This window comes from Kaistia nematophila, assembly GCF_026343855.1.
Lineage (GTDB): Bacteria > Pseudomonadota > Alphaproteobacteria > Rhizobiales > Kaistiaceae > Kaistia > Kaistia nematophila.
Genome location: NZ_JAPKNK010000008.1, coordinates 58,971 through 78,807, shown reverse-complemented (window position 1 = coordinate 78,807; position 19,837 = coordinate 58,971). Strand labels below are relative to the sequence as shown.

18 protein-coding genes, 1 tRNA gene and 1 pseudogene are annotated in these 19,837 nt (G+C 66.7%); 11 read left to right on the top strand and 9 right to left on the bottom strand.

What is annotated here, in order from left to right; genetic code table 11:
- Positions 1 to 14: 14 nt before the first annotated feature.
- A complete protein-coding gene (moaA, locus tag OSH07_RS17800) occupies positions 15 to 1,049 on the bottom strand; it encodes a GTP 3',8-cyclase MoaA (protein ID WP_420909653.1) in 1,035 nt (344 codons plus the stop codon).
- A 149-nt stretch (positions 1,050 to 1,198) separates the two neighbouring features.
- Between moaA and OSH07_RS17795 the strand changes: the two genes are divergently transcribed.
- From OSH07_RS17795 to OSH07_RS17760, 8 genes and pseudogenes are all read left to right on the top strand, one after another.
- Positions 1,199 to 1,570, top strand: a complete 372-nt coding sequence (locus OSH07_RS17795; RefSeq protein WP_266340031.1) for a gamma-butyrobetaine hydroxylase family protein — start codon at positions 1,199 to 1,201, stop codon at positions 1,568 to 1,570.
- A 107-nt stretch (positions 1,571 to 1,677) separates the two neighbouring features.
- Entirely contained in the window at positions 1,678 to 1,866 is a 189-nt protein-coding gene (locus OSH07_RS17790; protein WP_266340030.1) for a hypothetical protein, read from the top strand.
- Positions 1,867 to 2,081: 215 nt separating this feature from the next.
- Positions 2,082 to 2,387: pseudogene (locus tag OSH07_RS17785) on the top strand (ParB-like protein); the annotation flags it as partial.
- A 383-nt stretch (positions 2,388 to 2,770) separates the two neighbouring features.
- Positions 2,771 to 2,863 (top strand) — tRNA-Ser (locus tag OSH07_RS17780).
- A gap of 690 nt (positions 2,864 to 3,553) precedes the next feature.
- On the top strand, positions 3,554 to 4,762 hold the full coding sequence (locus tag OSH07_RS17775; protein ID WP_266340029.1) for an AI-2E family transporter: 1,209 nt from the start codon (positions 3,554 to 3,556) through the stop codon (positions 4,760 to 4,762).
- 74 nt (positions 4,763 to 4,836) lie between these two features.
- The gene (locus tag OSH07_RS17770) at positions 4,837 to 5,484 is read left to right on the top strand and encodes a cysteine hydrolase family protein (protein WP_266340028.1); all 648 of its coding nucleotides are present in this window, start codon (positions 4,837 to 4,839) and stop codon (positions 5,482 to 5,484) included.
- 121 nt (positions 5,485 to 5,605) lie between these two features.
- Positions 5,606 to 7,411 carry an aminodeoxychorismate synthase component I gene (pabB, locus tag OSH07_RS17765; RefSeq protein WP_266340027.1) on the top strand — a complete coding sequence of 602 codons (1,806 nt, stop codon included), beginning with the start codon at positions 5,606 to 5,608 and terminating at the stop codon, positions 7,409 to 7,411.
- A gap of 60 nt (positions 7,412 to 7,471) precedes the next feature.
- Entirely contained in the window at positions 7,472 to 8,701 is a 1,230-nt protein-coding gene (locus tag OSH07_RS17760) for a DUF763 domain-containing protein (protein WP_266340026.1), read from the top strand.
- Positions 8,702 to 8,707: 6 nt separating this feature from the next.
- Here OSH07_RS17760 and OSH07_RS17755 read toward each other — a convergent pair whose 3' ends face one another.
- The 6 genes from OSH07_RS17755 to OSH07_RS17730 form a co-directional block, all read right to left on the bottom strand.
- Complete coding sequence (locus tag OSH07_RS17755; protein WP_266340025.1) at positions 8,708 to 9,760, bottom strand: endonuclease/exonuclease/phosphatase family protein; 1,053 nt, start codon at positions 9,758 to 9,760, stop codon at positions 8,708 to 8,710.
- A 14-nt stretch (positions 9,761 to 9,774) separates the two neighbouring features.
- Positions 9,775 to 10,695: a TIM barrel protein gene (locus OSH07_RS17750; RefSeq protein WP_266340024.1), complete on the bottom strand. Its 921-nt coding sequence runs from the start codon at positions 10,693 to 10,695 to the stop codon at positions 9,775 to 9,777.
- 21 nt (positions 10,696 to 10,716) lie between these two features.
- On the bottom strand, positions 10,717 to 11,826 hold the full coding sequence (ugpC, locus tag OSH07_RS17745) for a sn-glycerol-3-phosphate ABC transporter ATP-binding protein UgpC (protein WP_266340023.1): 1,110 nt from the start codon (positions 11,824 to 11,826) through the stop codon (positions 10,717 to 10,719).
- A gap of 18 nt (positions 11,827 to 11,844) precedes the next feature.
- The gene (locus OSH07_RS17740) at positions 11,845 to 12,759 is read right to left on the bottom strand and encodes an ABC transporter permease subunit (RefSeq protein WP_266340022.1); all 915 of its coding nucleotides are present in this window, start codon (positions 12,757 to 12,759) and stop codon (positions 11,845 to 11,847) included.
- A gap of 12 nt (positions 12,760 to 12,771) precedes the next feature.
- Positions 12,772 to 13,656 carry a carbohydrate ABC transporter permease gene (locus OSH07_RS17735; RefSeq protein ID WP_266340021.1) on the bottom strand — a complete coding sequence of 295 codons (885 nt, stop codon included), beginning with the start codon at positions 13,654 to 13,656 and terminating at the stop codon, positions 12,772 to 12,774.
- Between the two features lie 193 nt (positions 13,657 to 13,849).
- A complete protein-coding gene (locus OSH07_RS17730; RefSeq protein WP_266340020.1) occupies positions 13,850 to 15,199 on the bottom strand; it encodes an extracellular solute-binding protein in 1,350 nt (449 codons plus the stop codon).
- Between the two features lie 365 nt (positions 15,200 to 15,564).
- Between OSH07_RS17730 and arsK the strand changes: the two genes are divergently transcribed.
- From arsK to OSH07_RS17715, 3 genes are all read left to right on the top strand, one after another.
- A complete protein-coding gene (arsK, locus tag OSH07_RS17725; protein WP_266340019.1) occupies positions 15,565 to 16,770 on the top strand; it encodes an arsenite efflux MFS transporter ArsK in 1,206 nt (401 codons plus the stop codon).
- A 133-nt stretch (positions 16,771 to 16,903) separates the two neighbouring features.
- The gene (locus OSH07_RS17720) at positions 16,904 to 17,164 is read left to right on the top strand and encodes a hypothetical protein (RefSeq protein ID WP_266340018.1); all 261 of its coding nucleotides are present in this window, start codon (positions 16,904 to 16,906) and stop codon (positions 17,162 to 17,164) included.
- Between the two features lie 111 nt (positions 17,165 to 17,275).
- On the top strand, positions 17,276 to 18,064 hold the full coding sequence (locus OSH07_RS17715) for a class I SAM-dependent methyltransferase (protein ID WP_266340017.1): 789 nt from the start codon (positions 17,276 to 17,278) through the stop codon (positions 18,062 to 18,064).
- 30 nt (positions 18,065 to 18,094) lie between these two features.
- Here OSH07_RS17715 and phnN read toward each other — a convergent pair whose 3' ends face one another.
- Positions 18,095 to 18,658, bottom strand: coding sequence for a phosphonate metabolism protein/1,5-bisphosphokinase (PRPP-forming) PhnN (phnN, locus tag OSH07_RS17710; RefSeq protein WP_266340151.1), 564 nt, complete (start codon positions 18,656 to 18,658; stop codon positions 18,095 to 18,097).
- A gap of 7 nt (positions 18,659 to 18,665) precedes the next feature.
- Positions 18,666 to 19,832: an alpha-D-ribose 1-methylphosphonate 5-triphosphate diphosphatase gene (locus OSH07_RS17705; RefSeq protein ID WP_266340016.1), complete on the bottom strand. Its 1,167-nt coding sequence runs from the start codon at positions 19,830 to 19,832 to the stop codon at positions 18,666 to 18,668.
- Between the last annotated feature and the right edge of the window lie 5 nt (positions 19,833 to 19,837).

Here is a 19,837-nt window from a genome sequence, read left to right as displayed (position 1 = left end):
GGCCGTTTCGAGAACTAGCCGCCGGTCATGCTCATGTGACGGGCTACGGCCGGTCGGCGATGGTCGCGATCGATGACGAAGTCGTGCCCCTTGGGCTTGCGCCCGATCGCCTCGTCGATGGCGGCGGAAAGCAGGGCGTCGCTTTCGGAGGCGCGCAGCGGCGCACGCAAATCGGTGGCGTCCTCCTGGCCGAGGCACATGAACAGCGTGCCCGTGCAGGTGACCCGCACGCGGTTGCAGCTTTCGCAGAAATTATGAGTCAGCGGCGTGATGAAGCCAAGCCGCCCGCCCGTCTCCGCCACCTCGACATAGCGCGCCGGACCGCCCGTCTTGTAGGGGATGTCTTTCAGCGTCCAGTGCTCCTCGAGCCGCGACCGCACCGTCGAAAGCGGGAGGTATTGCTCGGTCCGGTCGAGCTCGATCTCGCCGAGCGGCATGGTCTCGATCAGCGTCAGGTCCATGCCGCGCCCATGCGCGAAGCGGATCAGGTCGTCGATCTCGTTCTCGTTGACGCCCTTGAGCGCGACGGCGTTGAGCTTGACCTTGAGGCCGGCCGCCTGGGCGGCATCCAGTCCCGCCATCACCTTGTCGAGGTCGCCCCAGCGGGTGATCTGGCGGAAGCGGGCCGGATCGAGCGTGTCGATCGAAACATTGATGCGGCGCACGCCGGCATCGGCCAGTTCCCCAGCGAAACGCGAAAGCTGCGAGCCATTGGTGGTGAGGGTCAGTTCGTCCAGATAGCCGCTGTCGAGGTGGCGACCGAGGGAACGAACCAGCGACATGATATTGCGGCGGACCAGCGGCTCACCGCCCGTCAGCCGCAGCCGGCGCACGCCCTTGGCGATGAAGGCGCTGCAAAGCCGGTCCAGTTCCTCGAGCGACAGCACGTCCCGCTTCGGCAGGAAAGTCATGTCCTCGGCCATGCAATAGACGCAGCGGAAATCGCACCGATCCGTCACCGAGACGCGGAGATAGGTAATCGAGCGACCGAATGGATCGACCATCGGCGTCGTTTCGGCCACCAGAGGCACGATCTGGTTCATGCACATTCCTCGACCCGCCCGTCTTGTCGTCTGGGCGGCGATCTCTGCTATGTAGACGAGATGTCGCGTCGTTTCAAAGGTGCGCGGCTGAAAGCGGGCGTCGCGGTGCGGCGACCCGAGCCATTTTCGCGGCCTTCCGGCCGCCGGGGTCCACTATGAATACCGCATCCACGCCTTGGCCGACCGAAATCCGCCTGTCGTCCGACAAGCGCACGTTGACCGTAACCTTCGAGGACGGCGCCCGCTACGCGCTGGCGGCGGAGTATCTCCGCGTCACCAGCCCCTCGGCCGAGGTGCAGGGCCACAGCAAGGCGCAGAAGCAGACCGTGCCCGGCAAGATCGACGTCGCGATCGGCTCGATAACGCCGGTCGGCAACTACGCCGTCCGCCTCAATTTCGACGATGGCCACGACACCGGCCTCTTCACCTGGACCTATCTCGCCGAGCTCGGCCGCGACCATGACAAGCTCTGGGCGGCCTATCTGGCCGAGTTGCAGGACAAGGGCCTTTCGCGCAACCGCCGCTGAGGTTGTAACGACGCCGTCCCTCCCCCATCGCCATTGAACTTTTGCCACTACTTCCGCGTTGTATTCGCGGAAGCGCAGCTGGCGACAAGGCTGCCGGGAGGAGACAGATGACCGACGCCAAGGTCCTGATCGAAATCGACGCCCGGATCGCGGCGATCCGGGAGACCATGCAGCGATTGACGGAGCAGGCTTCCTCCGCCTCGGGCGCGGCCAGCGAAGGGCGACTGGCGGACCGAATGGCGGATCTGGAGCAGCAGCTCGAAACCCTGCAGAACGAACGCGCCGCGCTGTCGTGACTCTTTCGGGCGCCCTCCGTGACGGACAAAAGCGAATGAACAGAGGGGCGTGGGCCCTTTTTCCGCCACGCGGACAATCGGCGCTTCGACCGGGTAGGAGCCCAGATTTCGACATTGGAAGGTCGGAGAACCGGCGCTCCGGACCGGTCGTACTGGCGAACTGCGGCCGACCCAGTTGACCGTCGGATGCTGGAAGTTCGCGAGAAGCAGCCGCAATGGCACGAGGCCGGCGATCTAGGGCCGGAGTTCCCCTGGGGCAGCGCGAGCAAGTGAGGCATGTGCTGACCAGGCCGGTCGCCGATCTGCACCACCTCGACACCAGCACGTTCTGGTTCGTGATGGCCCACCAGAACGGGATGCATCGCTACCGCGCCGATGGTGAGTTCCACACCTACAAGGACACCCCGAAATTGATCGGCCAGATGCAGGACGCCCCCTTTCGATCGCTTGCAGGGGCGCTGCGTCGCGTTGGCGGCTATGCCAAGGACATGTCGCTCTGCAGCGAATTCCTTTGGGCGGATTTCCTCCGGCGAACCATCGAGAGGTCCCGCGTCACCGACAATTTCGTCGGCCAAGACCAGGAGCGCCAGCCACATGCCCGGCTGATGCGGCCGTTCCCTGCCGGATTCGGGCGGCGGATATCCCGCCATCGGCAGCCCCGGCCGCACGGCACGGCAGCCCGCCAGACTTCGCCTCCGGCTTCCTATCCGCAACCGGCGCCTGAACAGGCGGAGCGCGAACAGAGCGCGACGGCACCCGCTCCATTCGGGTGCACCCAGATCCCTGGATCCCGCTTTGTTCCCCACCGAGCCTTGAGAAGCCGCAAGATCGTCCCGTGTGGAAAAGGTCAGGCCCCGCACGAAACCGCTTGTATCCCGCGATTTGTGCCGGTAACACCAGCGGCGGAGAGGTGGCCGAGTGGCCGAAGGCGCTCCCCTGCTAAGGGAGTAGACGGCTTAAAACCGTCTCGAGGGTTCGAATCCCTTCCTCTCCGCCATTCCCCTCGTCTATGCATTTGATATAGCTGTTGCTTCGTTTACTAGAGGCGGAACATCCCGCTTCGGTCCCCGTCTCCACGACCGGCGTCGCCAGGTGCAGGATCATCCTGTTGTAGTCAGGATCCAACCGCCGCGGCTCGGGCCCGAGCCATATCGGCTCGGGAATCGGCCTTCGTGAAGGTCGAGGGCGAACCTAGAAGGCGGAACTCGGCATCTGAGCCCGCGCGTGACTGGCTCGTCCGGCAGACGAAAGCAAAGGAGCAAGCTGCGCGCGATGGCACCGTCTTCGCCCCGCCACTTTCCTCGCGTGACCTGACGAATGTTGCCGCCCGCACCTGGAGCGGGCCACCAGGGCGTCACCTTCGCCCTCTCCTTCCGCCGTCATCCGGGCGCGACAATCGCCGGCTAGGATCGAGCGATTTGGCGTTCCGCCGGGATCCGGAGCCTCCAGCCCCGGCGTGCCGGAAAGGCGCTCTCCCGGCGTCGAAAGGGTGGAGGCCATCGGCTGCGCGGGACGCTGCGACGATGGGACCACCCCGGCGTCTCCCATGGCGGAGTCAAAAATGCCAAACTGGCTGCGTTGGCACGGGCGATTGCATCCGCCACACTGACAACGGCTTCCGCCTCCGGCTGTGTCGCCTGCTATCGGGGTCGCGTGTCCCACGCGCTAAGCTATTGGAGTTTATGACTTGCCTGATGCGCGCCTTCCTGTGGAGCCCCCGACGCCGACGCGTGAACCCCGGCTGCTGGGCACTGCAGGATCGTCGAGATCGGGGCTGATCGCCCCGCTTTCCGCCGCGCGCTGGCTTCTGATCCTGATCGCGATCGCCGGAATCTATTTCTTTCACAGTTTTGTCGTGCCGGTCCTCGCGGCGCTGGTGATCGCCTTCGCCGGCTGGCCGATCTATCGCCGCATCGTCGATTTCACCGGCGGCAACCGGACGGCGGCGGCATCCCTGGCGCTCGCGCTTTTCACACTGTTCCTGATCGTGCCGATCGCCATCGCCGGCTGGTATGCCATCGACGAAGTGCGCGGTCTCTCTGCCTGGGCGATCCAGACCAACCGCTTCGGCGCCGACGTTCCGGCCTGGATGGCCAATATCCCCGGCATCGGCGAATGGCTGTCGATCCGCTGGGCCGAATATGTCGGACGCCCCGGCGCGATCGGCGAAATGATCTATGCGATCAGCGGCGCCAATATCGGCAACATTTACCGAGCCGTGCTCGCCGCCGGCGGTGGCCTTTTCGGCCTGCTGCTAACCCTGATCTTCATGCTGATCACGCTGTTCTTCGTCTTCCGCGACGGCGAGTTGTTCGTCGCAAAGATCGACCTGATCGGCGAACGCATCATCCCGATGCGCTGGGAGCGGATCTCGCGCGTAGTTCCGGCGACGATCAGCGCCACGGTCACCGGCATGACGCTGATCGCCATCGGCGAGGGCATCGTGCTCGGCTTCGCCTACTGGATCGCCGGCGCACCCTCCCCGATCACGCTCGGCGTCATCACCGGCATGATGGCGCTCATCCCCGGCGGCGCGCCGCTGGCGATGTCGCTGGTTTCGGTCTACCTCGCGGCCAGCGGCTCGATCGTCGCCGGTCTTGCGCTGTTCGTCTGGGGAACGGTGGAGCTCTTCATCGTCGACAAGACGCTCCGCCCCAAGCTCGTCGGCGGACCGATCAAGCTGCCCTTCCTGCCCACCATTTTCGGCCTCGTCGGCGGCGTGAAGACGCTGGGCTTCCTCGGCCTCTTCATCGGCCCGGTGCTGATGGCGCTTCTCGTCGCGATCTGGCGCGAGTGGATCCGCGACATCGAGGCTACCGACCCGCCGCTCTCGGGGATCAAGCCCAAGCCTGGCGAGCTGCCCGAAGAAATCCGCTCCGAAATCGCGCAGCTCTAGGCCGAGAGGCTCGCCTACCCAGCGCAACCCGCCTGTCGAGACCAGGCATCGCCACACCCGGAAAGACACGCTCGATGAACCCGACCCTGCCGCGCCGCGACGAGCCGTTCCGCCGCAACGAGACCGCGCTTCTCCTCGTCGACATGCAGCGCATCTGGCTGGAGCCGGGCCTCGATCCCGACCATGCGGACTGGGGACCCGACCACTATTTCTACCGCCAGACCCGCGAGACAGTGATCCCGAACCAGCAGCGCCTGCTGGCGACGGCGCGAGCGGCTGGTGTCGAGGTGCTGCACACCATCATCCAGAGCCTGACCGAAGACGGTCGCGACCGCTCGCTCGACCACAAGCTGACGCCGATCCACATTCCGCCGAGCCTTGCCGCCGGACGCCCCTCGCCCGCCGTCGCGCCCGTCGGCGACGAGATCCTGCTGCCGAAGACCTCCTCCGGTGTCTTCAACTCGACCAACCTCGACTATCTGCTGCGCAATCTGGGCATTCGCCATCTGGTGGTGGCCGGCATCCTGACCGACCAGTGCGTCGACATGACGGTGCGCGACGGCGCGGATCGCGGCTTTCTGGTAACCTGCGTCGCCGACGCCTGCGCCGCGCCGACGCCCGAGCGGCATGCCAATGCCCTGAAAGCGTTTGGCGGCTATTGCTGGGTCTCGGACACAGCCATCGTCGCCGCTCGTTTCGAGGCCATGGCCCGCGAGGCCTGAGCGACGGCTCGCGGGCTCGCCGCAGTACAAAGGCGCGGGCGGTCGCCTTCCGTCCCGCCTCGGGCTATGGAAGGACCCGCGCCGCTTCCGGCCTTCGCTTCGCTCAGGATCAACGCCCGCAATGCCGCCTGCTCTTGCCGACCTGCTCACGGCATCGTCGCCCTTCGTGCTGCTGGAAGACCGTCTGGACGCTTCCGCCACGGCGGCCCTCTATGCCGATCCGGTCGAGATCGTCCGCTGCTACGACGCGGCGGCTGTCCCGGATGCAATGGCCAGAATCGAAGCCGGGCTGGGGCGCGGACTGCATGCGGCAGGATTCCTCGGCTACGAGCTCGGCTATGCGCTGCAGGACCGCCTCGTCGCCGCGCTTCCGGCCGGGCGAGAACTGCCGCTTCTCTGGTTCGGCCTGTTCCGCGAAGCGCTCCGCCTGGGGGCGGCGGAACTTGATGCCGTTTTCGGCGCCCTCGCCCCGCCGCCTGCGATCGCCGATGTCCGCCCCCGGCTGGACGAAGCCGCGCACGCATCGAAGATCGGCCGCGTGCTCGACTATCTTGCCGCCGGCGACGCCTATCAGATCAACCTCACCTTCCCGATCGATTTCCGCTATGGCGGCGACCCGCTCGCGCTCTATGCGGCGCTGCGCGCCAACCAACCGGTCGCGCATGGCGGCATCATTTCCTTCGACGGCGCCACGATCCTTTCGGTGTCGCCGGAACTGTTCCTCGACGTTTCGGCAGGCCGGGCCACGACACGGCCGATGAAGGGCACCGTGCCTCGCCAGGCCGACCCGGACGCCGACCGGGCGGCGATCGACGAACTGCGCGAGGATCCGAAGCAACGCGCCGAGAACCTGATGATCGTCGACCTGCTGCGCAACGATCTCGGCCGGATCAGCGAGATCGGATCGGTCGAGGTCGAGAACCTCTTCAATGCCGAGACCTATCCGACCTTCCATGCCATGGCGTCGACCGTGACCTCGCGACTGCTGCCCGGAACCTCGCTCTCCGAGCTTATGCAGGCCGCCTTCCCCTGCGGCTCGATCACCGGCGCGCCGAAGCTGCGCGCGATGGAGATCATCCGCGAACTGGAAGAGGACCCGCGCGAAATCTACACCGGCTCGATCGGGGCGATCGCGCCGAATGGCGACCTCCGCTTCAACGTCGCGATCCGGACGGCAACGCTCCTTGCCGATGGCCGCGGCCGTTATGACGTCGGCAGCGGCGTCGTCGCGGATTCGCACGCCGAAGCCGAATATGCCGAATGCCTCCTGAAGGCGCGGGTACTGACCGATCTCGGAGAGGACTATGGCCTGATCGAGACGTTGCGCGGCTCGGCCGAAACGGGGCTTGGGCGGTTGGACCTGCACCTGGATCGCCTCGCCGCTTCGGCAAGCGCGCTCGGCTTCGTCTTCGACCGCGGCGAGGCGGAAGCCCGGCTCGAAGCCCTGCGGGAGGCCTTCGGCGGCGAGCAGGACCGCCGGGTCCGTCTGGAGCTGCGCCGTGACGGAACGCTCGACATCGTCGCCCCGGCCCTGCCGCCCGAGCCGGACCGACCGGTCGCCACCATCATCGCCAGTCTGCAGGCCGATGCCGGCGATCCCTTCCTGCGCCACAAGACGACGAAAAGGCGGCTCTATGAGGCCGCCTTCGCCGAGGCCGGCGCCCGCGGCGCCGACGAGGCCATCCTCGTCAACCGCTCCGGCTTCGTCACCGAGGCGACGCGCAGCAATATATTCGTCGAGCGCGAGGACGGCATGCTGCTGACGCCGCCGCTCGCCGACGGCCTGCTGCCCGGCATCCTGCGCGAGAGCCTGCTCCGGTCCGGCAAGGCCATCGAACGGCAATTGACGCCGGACGACCTCGTCACGGCCGGGCGCTGGTACCTCGGCAACAGCCTCCGCGGCCTGCGCCCAGCGCGGATGCTGTAGGCGCAGCCCGACATGCTAAGCTCGCGCCAACGCCACCAGACGTAACGGACGGAACCGATCATGGCCAAGCGAGCCGGGAGCGCGGATCTGCCGCTGCATGGCGGGCATGTACCGCGCTGGCTCTCCGACCGGATGACCCGGCTCGGCGCCGTCATCAGCGAGGCGATCGTCCAGGAATATGGCCGCGACGAGCTGCTTCGCCGCCTCGCCCATCCGTTCTGGTTCCAGTCCTTCGGCGCCGTGATGGGGATGGACTGGCATTCGTCGGGGATCACCACCAGCGTGCTCGGCGCGCTGAAGCGCGGTTTGACGCCGCTCTCCGGCGAGCTCGGCATCCATGTCTGCGGCGGCAAGGGCCGCCATTCGCGCCTGACGCCGCAGGAACTGGTCGGCATCGGCGACCGGGTCGGCTTCGACGGCATGGCGATGGCGCGGGCGAGCCGGCTCGTCGCCAAGGTCGACAGCGCCGCGATCCAGGACGGCTTCGATCTCTACCTGCACGGCTTCATCGTCACTGATGACGGCAGTTGGGTGGTGATCCAGCAGGGCATGAACGAGGACACCCACCAGGCGCGGCGCTACCACTGGCAATCGGAGGGGCTGAAGAGCTTCGTCGACGAGCCGCATGCGGCGATCGACGGCGAGCGGCAGGGCGAGATCGTCAACCTGACCGACAGGCGGGCCGAGGCATCGCGCATCGGCCAACTCGACATGCTGGGCGATCTCGGGCCCGACAAGATCGCGCTCGAATTCGCGGCGCTCCGCGCGGAAACGGCGCCGCCACCCGCGCAGACCGACGAGCCGCTGTTGCCGCATCTGATCATGCCGGCGCATCACGACGTGCGCTCCAGCGATGTGGTGACGCGACGCCTGCATGGCGCGCTGGCGGCAGCCGCCGACCAAGGCCCGGCCGATTTCGCCGATTTGCTGCTCGTGCCGGGCGTCGGCGCGCGCACGGTGCAGGCGCTGGCCATGGTGGCCGAGGTCGTGCACGGCGCGCCCTATCGGTTCAGCGACCCGGCGCGCTTCTCATTCGCGCATGGTGGCAAGGACCGCCATCCCTTCCCCGTCCCGCTCCGGGTCTACGACCACACCATCCGCGTCATGACCTCGGCCGTGCAGAAGGCGAAGCTCGGCGAGGCGGAGGAGATGGCGGCGCTGAAGCGGCTCGACGAGCAGGCGCGCCGGCTGGAGCGCGTCGCCACCGGGCCGAGCGTCGAGGAGATGATCGCCGACGAGCGGCAGCGGTCGGCGAGCTATGCCGGCCGCAGCGTCTTCGGCTGGGAATAGGCCGGCCTACCGAAAGGCGAAGTCGGCGACCACGAGATCATGGTCCGAGATCGCGTTGCCGGCCTTGTCGAGCGCCGGCACGGTGCGGGCGTTCGATGCGTCGAGGCCGCGGGAAAGCAGCCAGTCGATCCGGCAATAGGGCGGCAAGGGCGTGCCGTCCGGACGCATCCGCAGGGTCGCGTCGGCCGTGTTGCCGTCCTGCCAGTCGAAGCCGGCTTCGGCCATGACCGCGAACAACAGCTCGTGCTTCTGCGGCCCGGCCAGCCAGTCGGCGGGGCTGTGGCCCATCAGGGCATTCGTGTTGAGATCGCCGCCGATCACGACCGGCAATCCCTGCGCCAGGCCATCGACCGCCTGCAGCAGGCGGATCATCTGCCGCGCCCGGTCGGCCGCGTCCGACTTGCTTTCGAGATGGACGACGACCGCCCAGAACGGCCCCTGCTCGGCTTCGACCCGCGCGGCGATCGCCATGCGCCAGCCGAGCCGGTGCTCGCCATCCTTGGCATCGAGCCACCAGACGGCGCCGTCGTCGAGCCGGATCAGCGCGACGTCGCCGAAGGGCAGTCGCGACAGCAGGGCATTGCCGTGAAAGCCGGCGGCATTGGTCTCGCCGGCATGCCAGGCGCGTTCGCGGTCGTCGCCGAGGCCAAGTTCCAGGAACTCGACGCCATAGGCGTAGCCCATGCCGAGCGCGGCGGCGAGGTCGCCGGCGGTGTGGCGGTTGCCGGCGCGCGCCATGCCGAGATCCGTCTCGGACAGAAGCAGCACGTCGGGCGCCACGCCGGCGACCAGATCGGCGGAGGGCTTCTGATATTTGAGCCGCTCGGCATTCCAGGCGGCGATACGGAGCGGACCGTCCGGTCTGAGGACGGGAGCCGGACCGCGGATCTCAACGGCGTTGAAGGCCGGCAGGTCGAGGGCGAGGCGGTCATGCTCCGCCCTCGTCTTCGGCGAACGCATCGCCTCCTCGCGGAACGCGATCGACGGCACCGGCAGCTTCGGCACGACGGTCGTCACCAGTTCGGCAGCGGCACTCGGGGCTAGATCGTCCGCGGTCATGGCGTTTCCCTCGATCAGGCGGCGCGGGCGGCGTGACGGGCGTTGAGGCGGGCGGCCAGCGCGCGGGCCATCTCGATCGACTCGGCCCTCTCGGCATCGAAGCGCTCGCCGATCTCCATGATCAGCGCCGTGCCGGGCAGCACGTCGATGGTGTCGAACACGCTTTCCCACGGCAGGTCGCCCCAACCGAGCGGCAGGTGCAGATCGCCGATGCCGAGCGCGATCGCCTCGCTCTGGTGGTAGAACTTCGACATCGTGTAGGGACGGCCGAAGCTGTCATGCACATGCAGATGGCCGGCGACCGGCCCCATCGCCGCGACCTCGGAGAGGAAGTTGCCGCCGGTGCGGGTCGCCTCGATATAGGCGTGGCCGAAATCGATGGTGGTGACCAGATAGGGGTGGTTGATCGCCCCAACGGTCGCCGCGACCTCGGAGGGCTGCTGGCGATACATGTCGTCGTCGACGGCGAAGATGTTTTCGAGCGCGATGCGGACGTCGTGCTTGCCGCCGAAATCGGCCAGCTCCTTCAGCGCGTCCTCCTGCATGCGGTCATAGCCGGCGATCACGCGGCGCGGCGCCATCGGCGCGTGGCCGCTGTGATGGACGAGCGTGTCGGCGCCGACGCGCTGGGCGAGTTCGACCATGGCCTTGGCGGCGGCCATCTGGAATTCGAGGTTCCGCGCATCCATGAAATTGGAAACGATCAGGCCGTGCACCGTGTAGCGCAGCGGGAATTTGGCGCAGATATCGACCAGGCGTTTGGCGCGGGCTTCCAGCACGCGGCCGCCGGCGATCAGGTCGTCGCCGCAGAGCGAGAGTTCGGCGACGTCGGCCCCGAGCTCGACGATGCGGGCGAGCGACGCCTCGATATGGTTCATATCGCCCTCGCCGGAGGTGGTGGCGAAGCCGACATGCGTGATCAGGTCTTGGGTCATGACAGGTCTCTCGGCTTGGGGTCAGAGGGAGGCGACAGCGGCCGGCTGCGACGCGAGGGCGTCGATGCGCCGGCCGGTATCGACAGCGAACAGATGGACGTCGGCCGGATCGATCCGGATGCCGACGGCATCGCCGGTCTGGACGGTGGCGGCATCACTCAAGGCGACCGCGAAGGAGAGGCCGTCGAAATCGGTGTGGACGACACGGCCGGCGCCAAGTTCCTCGATGAAGTCGACGGTCGCGGGGATCGAGCCCGGCGTGCCGGCGGAAACGAGGCGGGCGGCCTCGGCGCGGACGCCAAGCACGACCTTGTGGCCGACGAGACGCGCCTCGACGGCGCCGGGAAGCGGGATACGGCGCTGGTCGTCATAGACGAACACGCCATGCCGGTCGATCTCGCCCTCCATCAGGTTCATCGACGGCGAGCCGACGAAATTGGCGACGAAGCGGGTGGCCGGGCGATTATAGACCTCGGCCGGTGTGCCGACCTGCTCGATGCGGCCGCCATTCATCACGACGAGCCGGTCGCCCAGCGTCATCGCCTCGGTCTGGTCATGCGTGACGAAGACCGAGGTGGCGCCGAGGCGGCGATGCAGGCGGCGGATCTCGGCGCGCATGGCGACGCGCAGCTTGGCGTCGAGGTTGGAGAGCGGCTCGTCGAACAGGAACACCTTCGGCTCGCGCACGATAGCGCGGCCCATGGCGACGCGCTGGCGCTGGCCGCCGGAAAGCGCGGCCGGCCGGCGATCGAGGAAGGCTTCGAGACCAACGATCTTGGCCGTCGCGGCGACACGCTTCATCCGCTCGGCCTTCGGAACGCCGGCGACCTTGAGCGCGTAGCCGATGTTTTCCGCCACCGTCATGTGCGGATAGAGCGCGTAGTTCTGGAACACCATGGCGCAGCCGCGTTCGCGCGGCTCCATGCGGTTCACCAGCTTGCCGTCGATCCAGATCTCGCCGCCGGAAATCTCTTCCAGCCCGGCGATCATGCGCAGCAGCGTGGACTTGCCGCAGCCCGACGGACCGAGGATGACAATGAACTCGCCGGCGGCGATCTCGAGGTCGACGCCGTGGACGACGGCGTTCTTCGAATAGGCTTTCCTGACGCCCCGGATGGCAATGGATGACATCGGTTTGGTCCTTTCCAATCACTTCTCGGTCGAGATCAGGCCGCGCACGAACCAGCGCTGCATCAGGATCACGACGATGAGCGGCGGAGCCATGATGATGAGCGTCCCCGCCATGGCGACGTTCCAGTCCGGCAAGCCGAATTCAGAGGGAATGAGGTGTTTCAGCTGGGTCACCGCGATGCCGAAATTCGGGTCGGTGGTGATCAGCAGCGGCCAGAGATACTGGTTCCACGACCAGACGAACATGATGGTGAAGAGCGCGATCATGTTCGGCTTCGACAGCGGCAGCAGGATGTCGGCGAAGAAGCGGACCGGGCCGGAGCCGTCCATCTTCGCCGCTTCCGCCAGCTCGTCCGGCACCGTCAGGTAGAACTGGCGATACAGGAAGGTGCCGGTCGCCGTGGCGACGAGCGGCAGGATCAGGCCTGTATAGGAATTGAGCAGGCCCCATTCGAGCTTCAGCTGCAGGCCGGCCACCGTCTGCACCAGCCAGGTGATGCCGGTGATGTTCAGGATCGCCTGGAACGGCGCCAGCGCGTTGGCCGCGACGGCATAGGTCGGCACGATGCGGACTTCGAGCGGCAGCATCAGAGTGACGAAGATCAGCCAGAACATCAGCGACCGGCCGGGAAAGCGGAAATAGACGATCGCGAAAGCCGCCATCGACGACAGCAGCACCTTGCCGGCCGCCACGGCGCCGGCGAACAGCAGCGAGTTGAAAAGCTTGCGGCCGAGATCGGCGCGAACCCAGGCCTCGTGCAGGTTGACGAACAGATCCGATCCCGGCACCAGCGGCATCGGCACCGTGTTGACGGTTCGGATGTCGTGCGTCGCCGCGACGATCACGATGACGAAGGGCAGCAGCACCGTGACCAGACCGATCAGCAGGACGATCTGGCAGATGGCGTTGAAGATGGGAGTGCGTTCGACCATCGGACCTGCCTCCTACTTGTAGTGCACGCGCCGCTCGATGAAGCGGAACTGCACGATGGTGAGAAGGACGACGAGGCCCATCAGGATGATCGACTGGGCGGCGGCGCCCGAATAGTCGAGGCCTTTGAAGCCGTCGAAATAGATCTTGTAGACCATCAGCTCGGTGGCTCGCGCCGGGCCGCCCTGGGTCATGATGTCGACGATGCCGAAGCTATCCTGGAAGCTCTCGGTGATGTTGATGACCAGCAGGAAGAACAGCGTCGGGGTCAGCAGTGGCAGCTGGATATCCCACATGCGGCGCATCGGGCCGGAGCCGTCCATCGCGGCGGCCTCGATCAGCGAGCGCGGGATCGACTGCAGCGCCGAGAGGAAGAAGATGAAGTTGTAGCCGATATATTTCCACGAGAAGGCGATGATGACGGCGATCATCGCATCGGTGCCGTCGAGCGCCGGATTCCAAAGGCCCGGCCAGATCTGGTTGATCAGCGACAGGAAGCCGGCCTCGGGCGCGAGGATGAAGCGGAAGGCGAGGCCGAGCGCCGGGGCCGCGATGGCATAGGGCCAGATGAAGATGGTGCGATAGGCCTTGTGGCCACGGAGCTCGCGATCGGTGAACAGCGCCAGCAGCAGCGCGACGCCCATGGCGATGCCGGTCGAGCCGAGGCCGAAGACCATGCTGCGCGAAATGGCCCCCCAGTAATAGGGATCGCTGAGGAGCTGGCGGAAGTTCTGGAGCCCGACCCAGGTGTTGCCACCGCCCCAGGGCTGTTCCAGCGTGAAGGCCCAATAGAGCGCCTGACCGCTCGGCCAGTAGAAGAAGACGAAGATCAGCACAAGCATCGGCAGGGCGAACAGAATGCCGATCGTCGTGGACGAGAAGGTAGCGCGCTTTTCCATCGGACGGTCTCGTTCTTCAGGCTGCCGGCGTCCCGCGACGGTGGGACGACGGCGACCTGGATCCGGCGCTGCGCATGGGGGACGAGGCCGGATCGAGGAATAGGCGGAACGTGAACGGGTCACGTTCCGCCCGGCCTCCCTTGTCCCTCCCCGCCGGAGCCGGGAGGGTGGGGTGGGAGCTCAGCGAGGCAGACTACGGCAGCGTCTTGCCGGCGTAGGTCTGCTCGAACTTGCGCAGGATCTGGTTGCCGCGATCGGCAGCCGTGTCGAGCGAAGCCTGGACGTCTTCGTTCTTGATGAAGATCGCCTGGAGGCCGTTCGAGACTTCCTGGCGGATCTGCAGCAGGCCGCCGAGGCGGATGCCGTGCGGAGCCGGATCTTCGGCCGGCGAAGCGGTCAGGCTGGCGATCGCCAGTTCACGGCCCTTGTACGGGGCCTTGTCGTAGAAGCCCTGCTCGTTCAGGTACTTGAAGCCCGAGTTGCGGACCGGGATATAGCCGGTCACGGTCGACCAGGTCAGCGCTTCTTCCGGCTTGGCGATGAAGTCGAAGAAGGCCGCGGCCGCCTTGTATTCCGGCTCGGACTTGCCGGAGAGAACCCAGAGCGAGGCGCCACCGACGAAGGAGCTCTTGCGCGCGGTGCCTTCGTAGACCGGCAGCATCGCGACATCCCAGTTCATGCCTTCCTTGGCGGTGCGGCCGATATTGCCGTGGTCGCCGACCGAGGTCAGGATGACCTGGCAATCGCCATTGGCGAAGGCTTCGATGAAGGTCTGGCCGGTTTCCTTCGACTTGATGACGGCTTCGCCGTTGTCGTACCAGCCCTTGAGATCCTTGACGAACTGGACCCACTTGCCCTTGTTGAAGGTCAGTTCGGCGTCGAGACCGTCGAAGCCGTTGCGCTTGGTCGCGATCGGCTCGCCATGGATGGCGTTGAACTGCTCTTCGAGCTGCCAGACTTCGTCACGCGAGATGTTGAAGCCGAGCGGGCAGGCATAGCCGGCAGCCTTCAGCGCCTTGAAATCGGCGGCGGCTTCTTCCCAGGTCGCGGGAGCATGGTCCTTGCCGATCTTGGCAAAGGCGTCCTTGTTCCAGTAGAGCAGCGCGGTCGAGGAGTTGAAGGGGAACGAGTACATCTCGCCCTTCGACGTCGCGTAGTAGCTGGCGATGCCGGAGAAATAGTCCTTCCAGTCGACCGTGTAGCCCATGTCGGTCATGAGCTTGTTGGCCGGGTAATAGGCGCCCGACAGCATGATATCGAGGGTGCCGGCATCCGAGACCTGCGCGATCGTCGGCTGCTGGCCGGCGCGGAAGGCCGCGATGGTGTTCTGCAGCGAGGCGTCATACGAGCCCTGGCTCGTGCAGACGACTTCATAGTCGGACTGGCTGGCGTTGAAGCGGTCGCACTGTTCCTGGACGCGCTTGGCAATGTCGCCCGAATTGCCGAACCAGAAATCGATCTTGGTCTTTTCTGCCGCGGCGGGGCCGGCGAGCAGCGCTGCAACGGCGAATGTGCCGACGGCGCTGAGAAGCTTGGCGTTCATGAGAGCCTCACGAAGGAAAGGGAGCGCCTGGACCGGCGCGACGGCCACCGCCTTAGCCCGCAGGCCGTAACGCTCGGATGACACGCCGGCTAAGGGGAGAACAAAGCCCGTCCGGGGTCTGGCGGACGCTGCGAAAAGCCCCTTCCCCAGCCGACAGGCCGTCCTCACGGGCGACCGGGCAGCGACGGCGCGGCGCGTCCAGTCGCGCTCTTCTCCTGCAGGGGAATCCTCCGCTTCCCCCGCGTTTTCGGTTGTCTTGTCCGATCGCGAGCGCGCATAGAGCCATCGAGCGGCACGATTCGCGGCAGCGCTCTCCGCAGGTTTTCAGGCCGTCCGACGACGGGCAGGCATCCAAGGCGTCCACCATGAAATCCCGCACGGCGGTCCTAGCCCTCGGCCTGACCCAGATCATCGGCTACGGCACGCTCTACTACAGCTTCAGCGTCCTCGCGCCGGCGATGGCGCGCGAGTTCGGCCTCTCGACCGAGTGGGTGTTCGGCGCGCTCTCCGTATCACTGCTGGTCGGCGGGCTCTCCGCGCCCTGGGTCGGCGGCTGGATCGATCGCCGGGGCGCCGGACGCGTCATGACGATCGGCTCGCTGGCCGCTGCACTGGCGCTCGCCGTCTGCGCCATGGCCGGTAACGGCGCCATGCTGGTTCTAGGGCTGATTGCCATCCAGATCGCCTCTACGCTGGTGCAGTACAGCGCCTCGTTCACGCTGCTGGTGCAGTTGAACCCGGCTACGGCGCAGCGCTCGATCACCTATCTGACGCTGATGGCCGGCTTCGCGTCGACGCTGTTCTGGCCGTTCACGACGGCGCTGCATGCGAGGCTCGACTGGCATCATGTCTATCTACTGTTCGCGCTAATGCATCTCTTCGTCTGCTTGCCGGTGCATGGCTGGCTAATGGTCAAGACGCGCACCATCTCCGACCGCCGCGACCCGCCCGACCACACGCCGCGAGCCGCCGCGTCGGTGACGGGCGTCATCGAGGGAGCCGCAAGGCCGCGCGCCTTCGGGCTGATGCTGCTCGGCTTCGCGATCCAGAGCTTCGTGACCTCGACCTTCCTGGTCCACATGCTGCCGATGCTGACCGGGCTTGGCCTCGCCAAGGCGAGCGTGCTGGTCGCCTCGGTCTTCGGCCCGGCGCAGGTATTGAGCCGGTTCACCAACATGACCTTCGGCGGGCGATTGTCGCAGCGGACGCTCGCCATCATCGCCTCCGGCTTCCTGCCGCTCGCGACCGGCATCCTGCTCGCCACCGCGCCAAGCCTCTCCGGGGCCTTCGCCTTCGCCATCGTCTTCGGCCTCAGCTCCGGGCTCTCGAGCATCGTTCAGGGCACACTGCCGCTCGAACTCTTCGGCAGCGACGGCTATGGCAAGCGCCTGGGCCGCCTCACCTCGGTGCGGCTGGTGGTCTCTTCCGCCGCGCCTTTCGCCTTCGCGCTGATGACGGAACATCTCGGATATCCGATCTCGCTCTCGATCATCGCGGTGCTGAGCACCCTGGCCGTCATCGCTTTCCTGACCATCGGCAGCCCAGCGGGACCACGCCCGACATCGGCCTGAACTGGCCCCGGGGCAGGGACCGAATAGCCACACTCCGTCCACAACCGACCGGACCTGCAACCGGAAGTGCTTTCTGCGCACACATGACCATCCGACTCAGCTAAGCAGTCAGAGGAGCTTAAGGAGACTTTAAGTGTTTGATTCGGCGGTCTACTATGTTCAGCCCAATGAAGACCGGGGCTATGCGATCGTGAGCCAGAGCGGATCGCAAATCGGAGCTTTCACCTCGCATGATGTCGCGGTGTCGATGGCCAAGCATCTCGGCCACTCCGCGGCAGAACTCGGCATGGCCGCGCGCGTCTTCGAGCGCTCCGCCGAAAATGAAGAGACACTGGTCTACGAACGCTGGCCGATCCGCGTCGCCGATCTGCCCTGGGACGCGGTGACGGACTGAACGGCCGGGGCCGGCCGCCCCCGCACCGTCCTGACGTGCGACCGCCGGCTTGACAGGCGGACCCCGATCTGTTGAAAGGCGCGCCCCTCACGAACAGGAAGGCGCTGCCCCATGGACCCTTCGATCGTCGCCGCGCATTGGGAAGCCAATGCCGAAGCCTGGACCCGTCACTCGCGCGCCGGCTACGATGTCTATCGGGACGCGCTGAACACGCCGGCCTTTCTGGCCATTCTGCCGCCGATCGACGGCCTCGAGGGGCTGGACATCGGTTGCGGCGAGGGTTCGAACACCCGCAAGCTCGCACAGCGGGGCGCGCGGATGACGGCGGTCGACATCGCCCCGACCTTCATCCGCCACGCGCAGGAGAGCGAAGCGGCCGAGCCGCTCGGCATCCGCTACCTGCATGGCGACGGCATGGCCCTGCCCTTCGCCGATGCGAGCTTCGATTTCGCCACCGCCTTCATGTCGTTGATGGACATGCCGAGCCAGCAGGCCGTGCTGCAGCAGGCGCGGCGCGTCTTGCGCCCCGGTGGCTTCCTGCAGTTCTCGATCCTGCATCCCTGCTTCGTGCCGCCGCGCCGCCGCAACATCCGCGATGCGGACGGCATACCGCGCGCCGTCGAGGTGGCGGACTACTTCGAAGAGACGAACGGCGCGGTGGAGACGTGGTGGTTCTCGTCCCTGCCGGCCGAGGAGCGCAGCAAGGTCGAGCCGTTCCGCGTCCCGCGTTTCCACCGCACGCTGACCGACTGGGTGGCGATGATCGTCGGCGCCGGGCTCGCCATCGAAGCCTTCGGCGAGCCGAAGGCGACCGTCGAACAGGCTGAGGCGGAGCCCATCATCGCCGACACGCGCGTCGCGCCGATCTTTCTGCATGTTCGGGCACGCCGGCCGGACTGAGCAAGCCGAGTTCCCCACGGCGAGGCTGCATCAGGCGGAGGCTGTCGTCCGCAGCCCCTTCAGATAGGCGACCAGTTCGCCGCCGGATTGTTCGATCGGACGGTCGTTGACGATGGTGAGATCGGGATCGATCTCGCGGGCGCATACCGCCTCGCGTGCAAGGCGGGCGGCGACGCCCTCTTCCGTCTCGCGCCCACGGGCGATCAGGCGAGCCGCGAGGATCGCGTCCGGCGCCGAGATCGCCACCACCCGCACCGCCGGGAAGCGCTCCCGCGCCGCCGCGATGGCGCCGCGGGAGAAGTTGCAGATGACGACGGCGCCGGCCTCGATCGCCTCGAGGGTCGCGGCCGGAAGCGCATAGCCGAGGCCGTGCGCGCGCCAGGACACCGGAAAGCGGCCAGCCTCGACGCCCTCGGCGAACGCCGCCTCGTCGAGCGTATCGTGGTCCTCGAAGGCATTCTCGCCGCGCGTCACCAGGCGGCGAACGAAGACGAAGCCGTCATCCCCCGCCAGCGATGCCTTGGCATGGCCGATCAGCGTGTCCTTGCCGACACCGCTCGGCCCGACGACCGCCACCAATACGCCCGTTCCCATCATGCCCTCACGAGATCCGCTGGCCTTCGCGCCAGACCTGGCGAACGATCGGCGTCGGGCTTTCCTTGTCCTTGCCGGTGACGTGCACCCGCACGAGATCGGCGCGAAGGCCAGCCTCGATGGCGCCGCGATCCGAGAGCCCGGTGGCGCGCGCCGGCGTCTGCGTCACGGTGCGGATCGCCGCCGCGAGATCGATCGAGGGAATGCGACGGGGCAGTTCGAAGGCGGACATCAACAGACTCGCAGGCACATAATCCGACGACAGAATATCGAGAAAGCCGGCGCGTGCGAGATCTTCGGCTGCGACATTTCCGGAATGCGAGCCGCCGCGCACGACATTCGGTCCGCCCATGATGACGCTGATGCCGGCCTCGTTCAGAGCCTCGGCCGCTTCCAGGGTGGTCGGGAACTCGGCCAGCGCGACGCCATTGCCGACGGCTTCCGCCGCATGCGCCGCCGTGGCGTCGTCATGACTTGCCAGCACGGCGCCCTTCTCGGCGGCGAGCGCCACCAGCTTCAGGCGGTTCGGGCCGGCATTGTTGGCGTGCAGTTCGAGACGGGCGGAAACGAAACGGTTCACGTCCTCGTCCGACATCGGCTTCTTGCGCATGTAGTAGCGGCGCCAGGTCTCCAGATCTTTGAACTGGCGCTGACCGGGCGTGTGGTCCATCAACGACATCATGTCGACGGGATAGAGCGCGGCGTAGGCCTCGACATGCTCAATGACGTCGTCGCAGGCGATCTCGCAGCGCAGATGCGTGCGGTGATCGACGCGCAGGTGGCCGGTGGCGCGCGCCTCCTCGATGGCCGACGCCAGCAAGGCGAGGTCGGTGCCGATCGACGCGGAGTCCGCATCGGAACCGGCGCGGAGCGAGTCGAACACCGTGGTGATGCCCGCCGCCGCGATCTGCGCGTCATAGGCCATGACGGAGGAAAGCGCATGCCAGCGCACATGCGGGCGCGGGGCGAAATGCGCCTCGAGGTGATCGGTGTGCAGTTCGACGAGACCCGGCACCAGATAATCGCCGGCGATGTCGATGCCGCGTTCCGGCGCCCTGCCCTCGCCGATCTCGGCGATCTTGCCGCCGGCAACGGCGATCCAGCCATTCTCCACCACACGATCGGGCAGGACGAGACTGGCGTTCTCGATCAGGAATTCGGTCGGTTCGGTCATTTCGA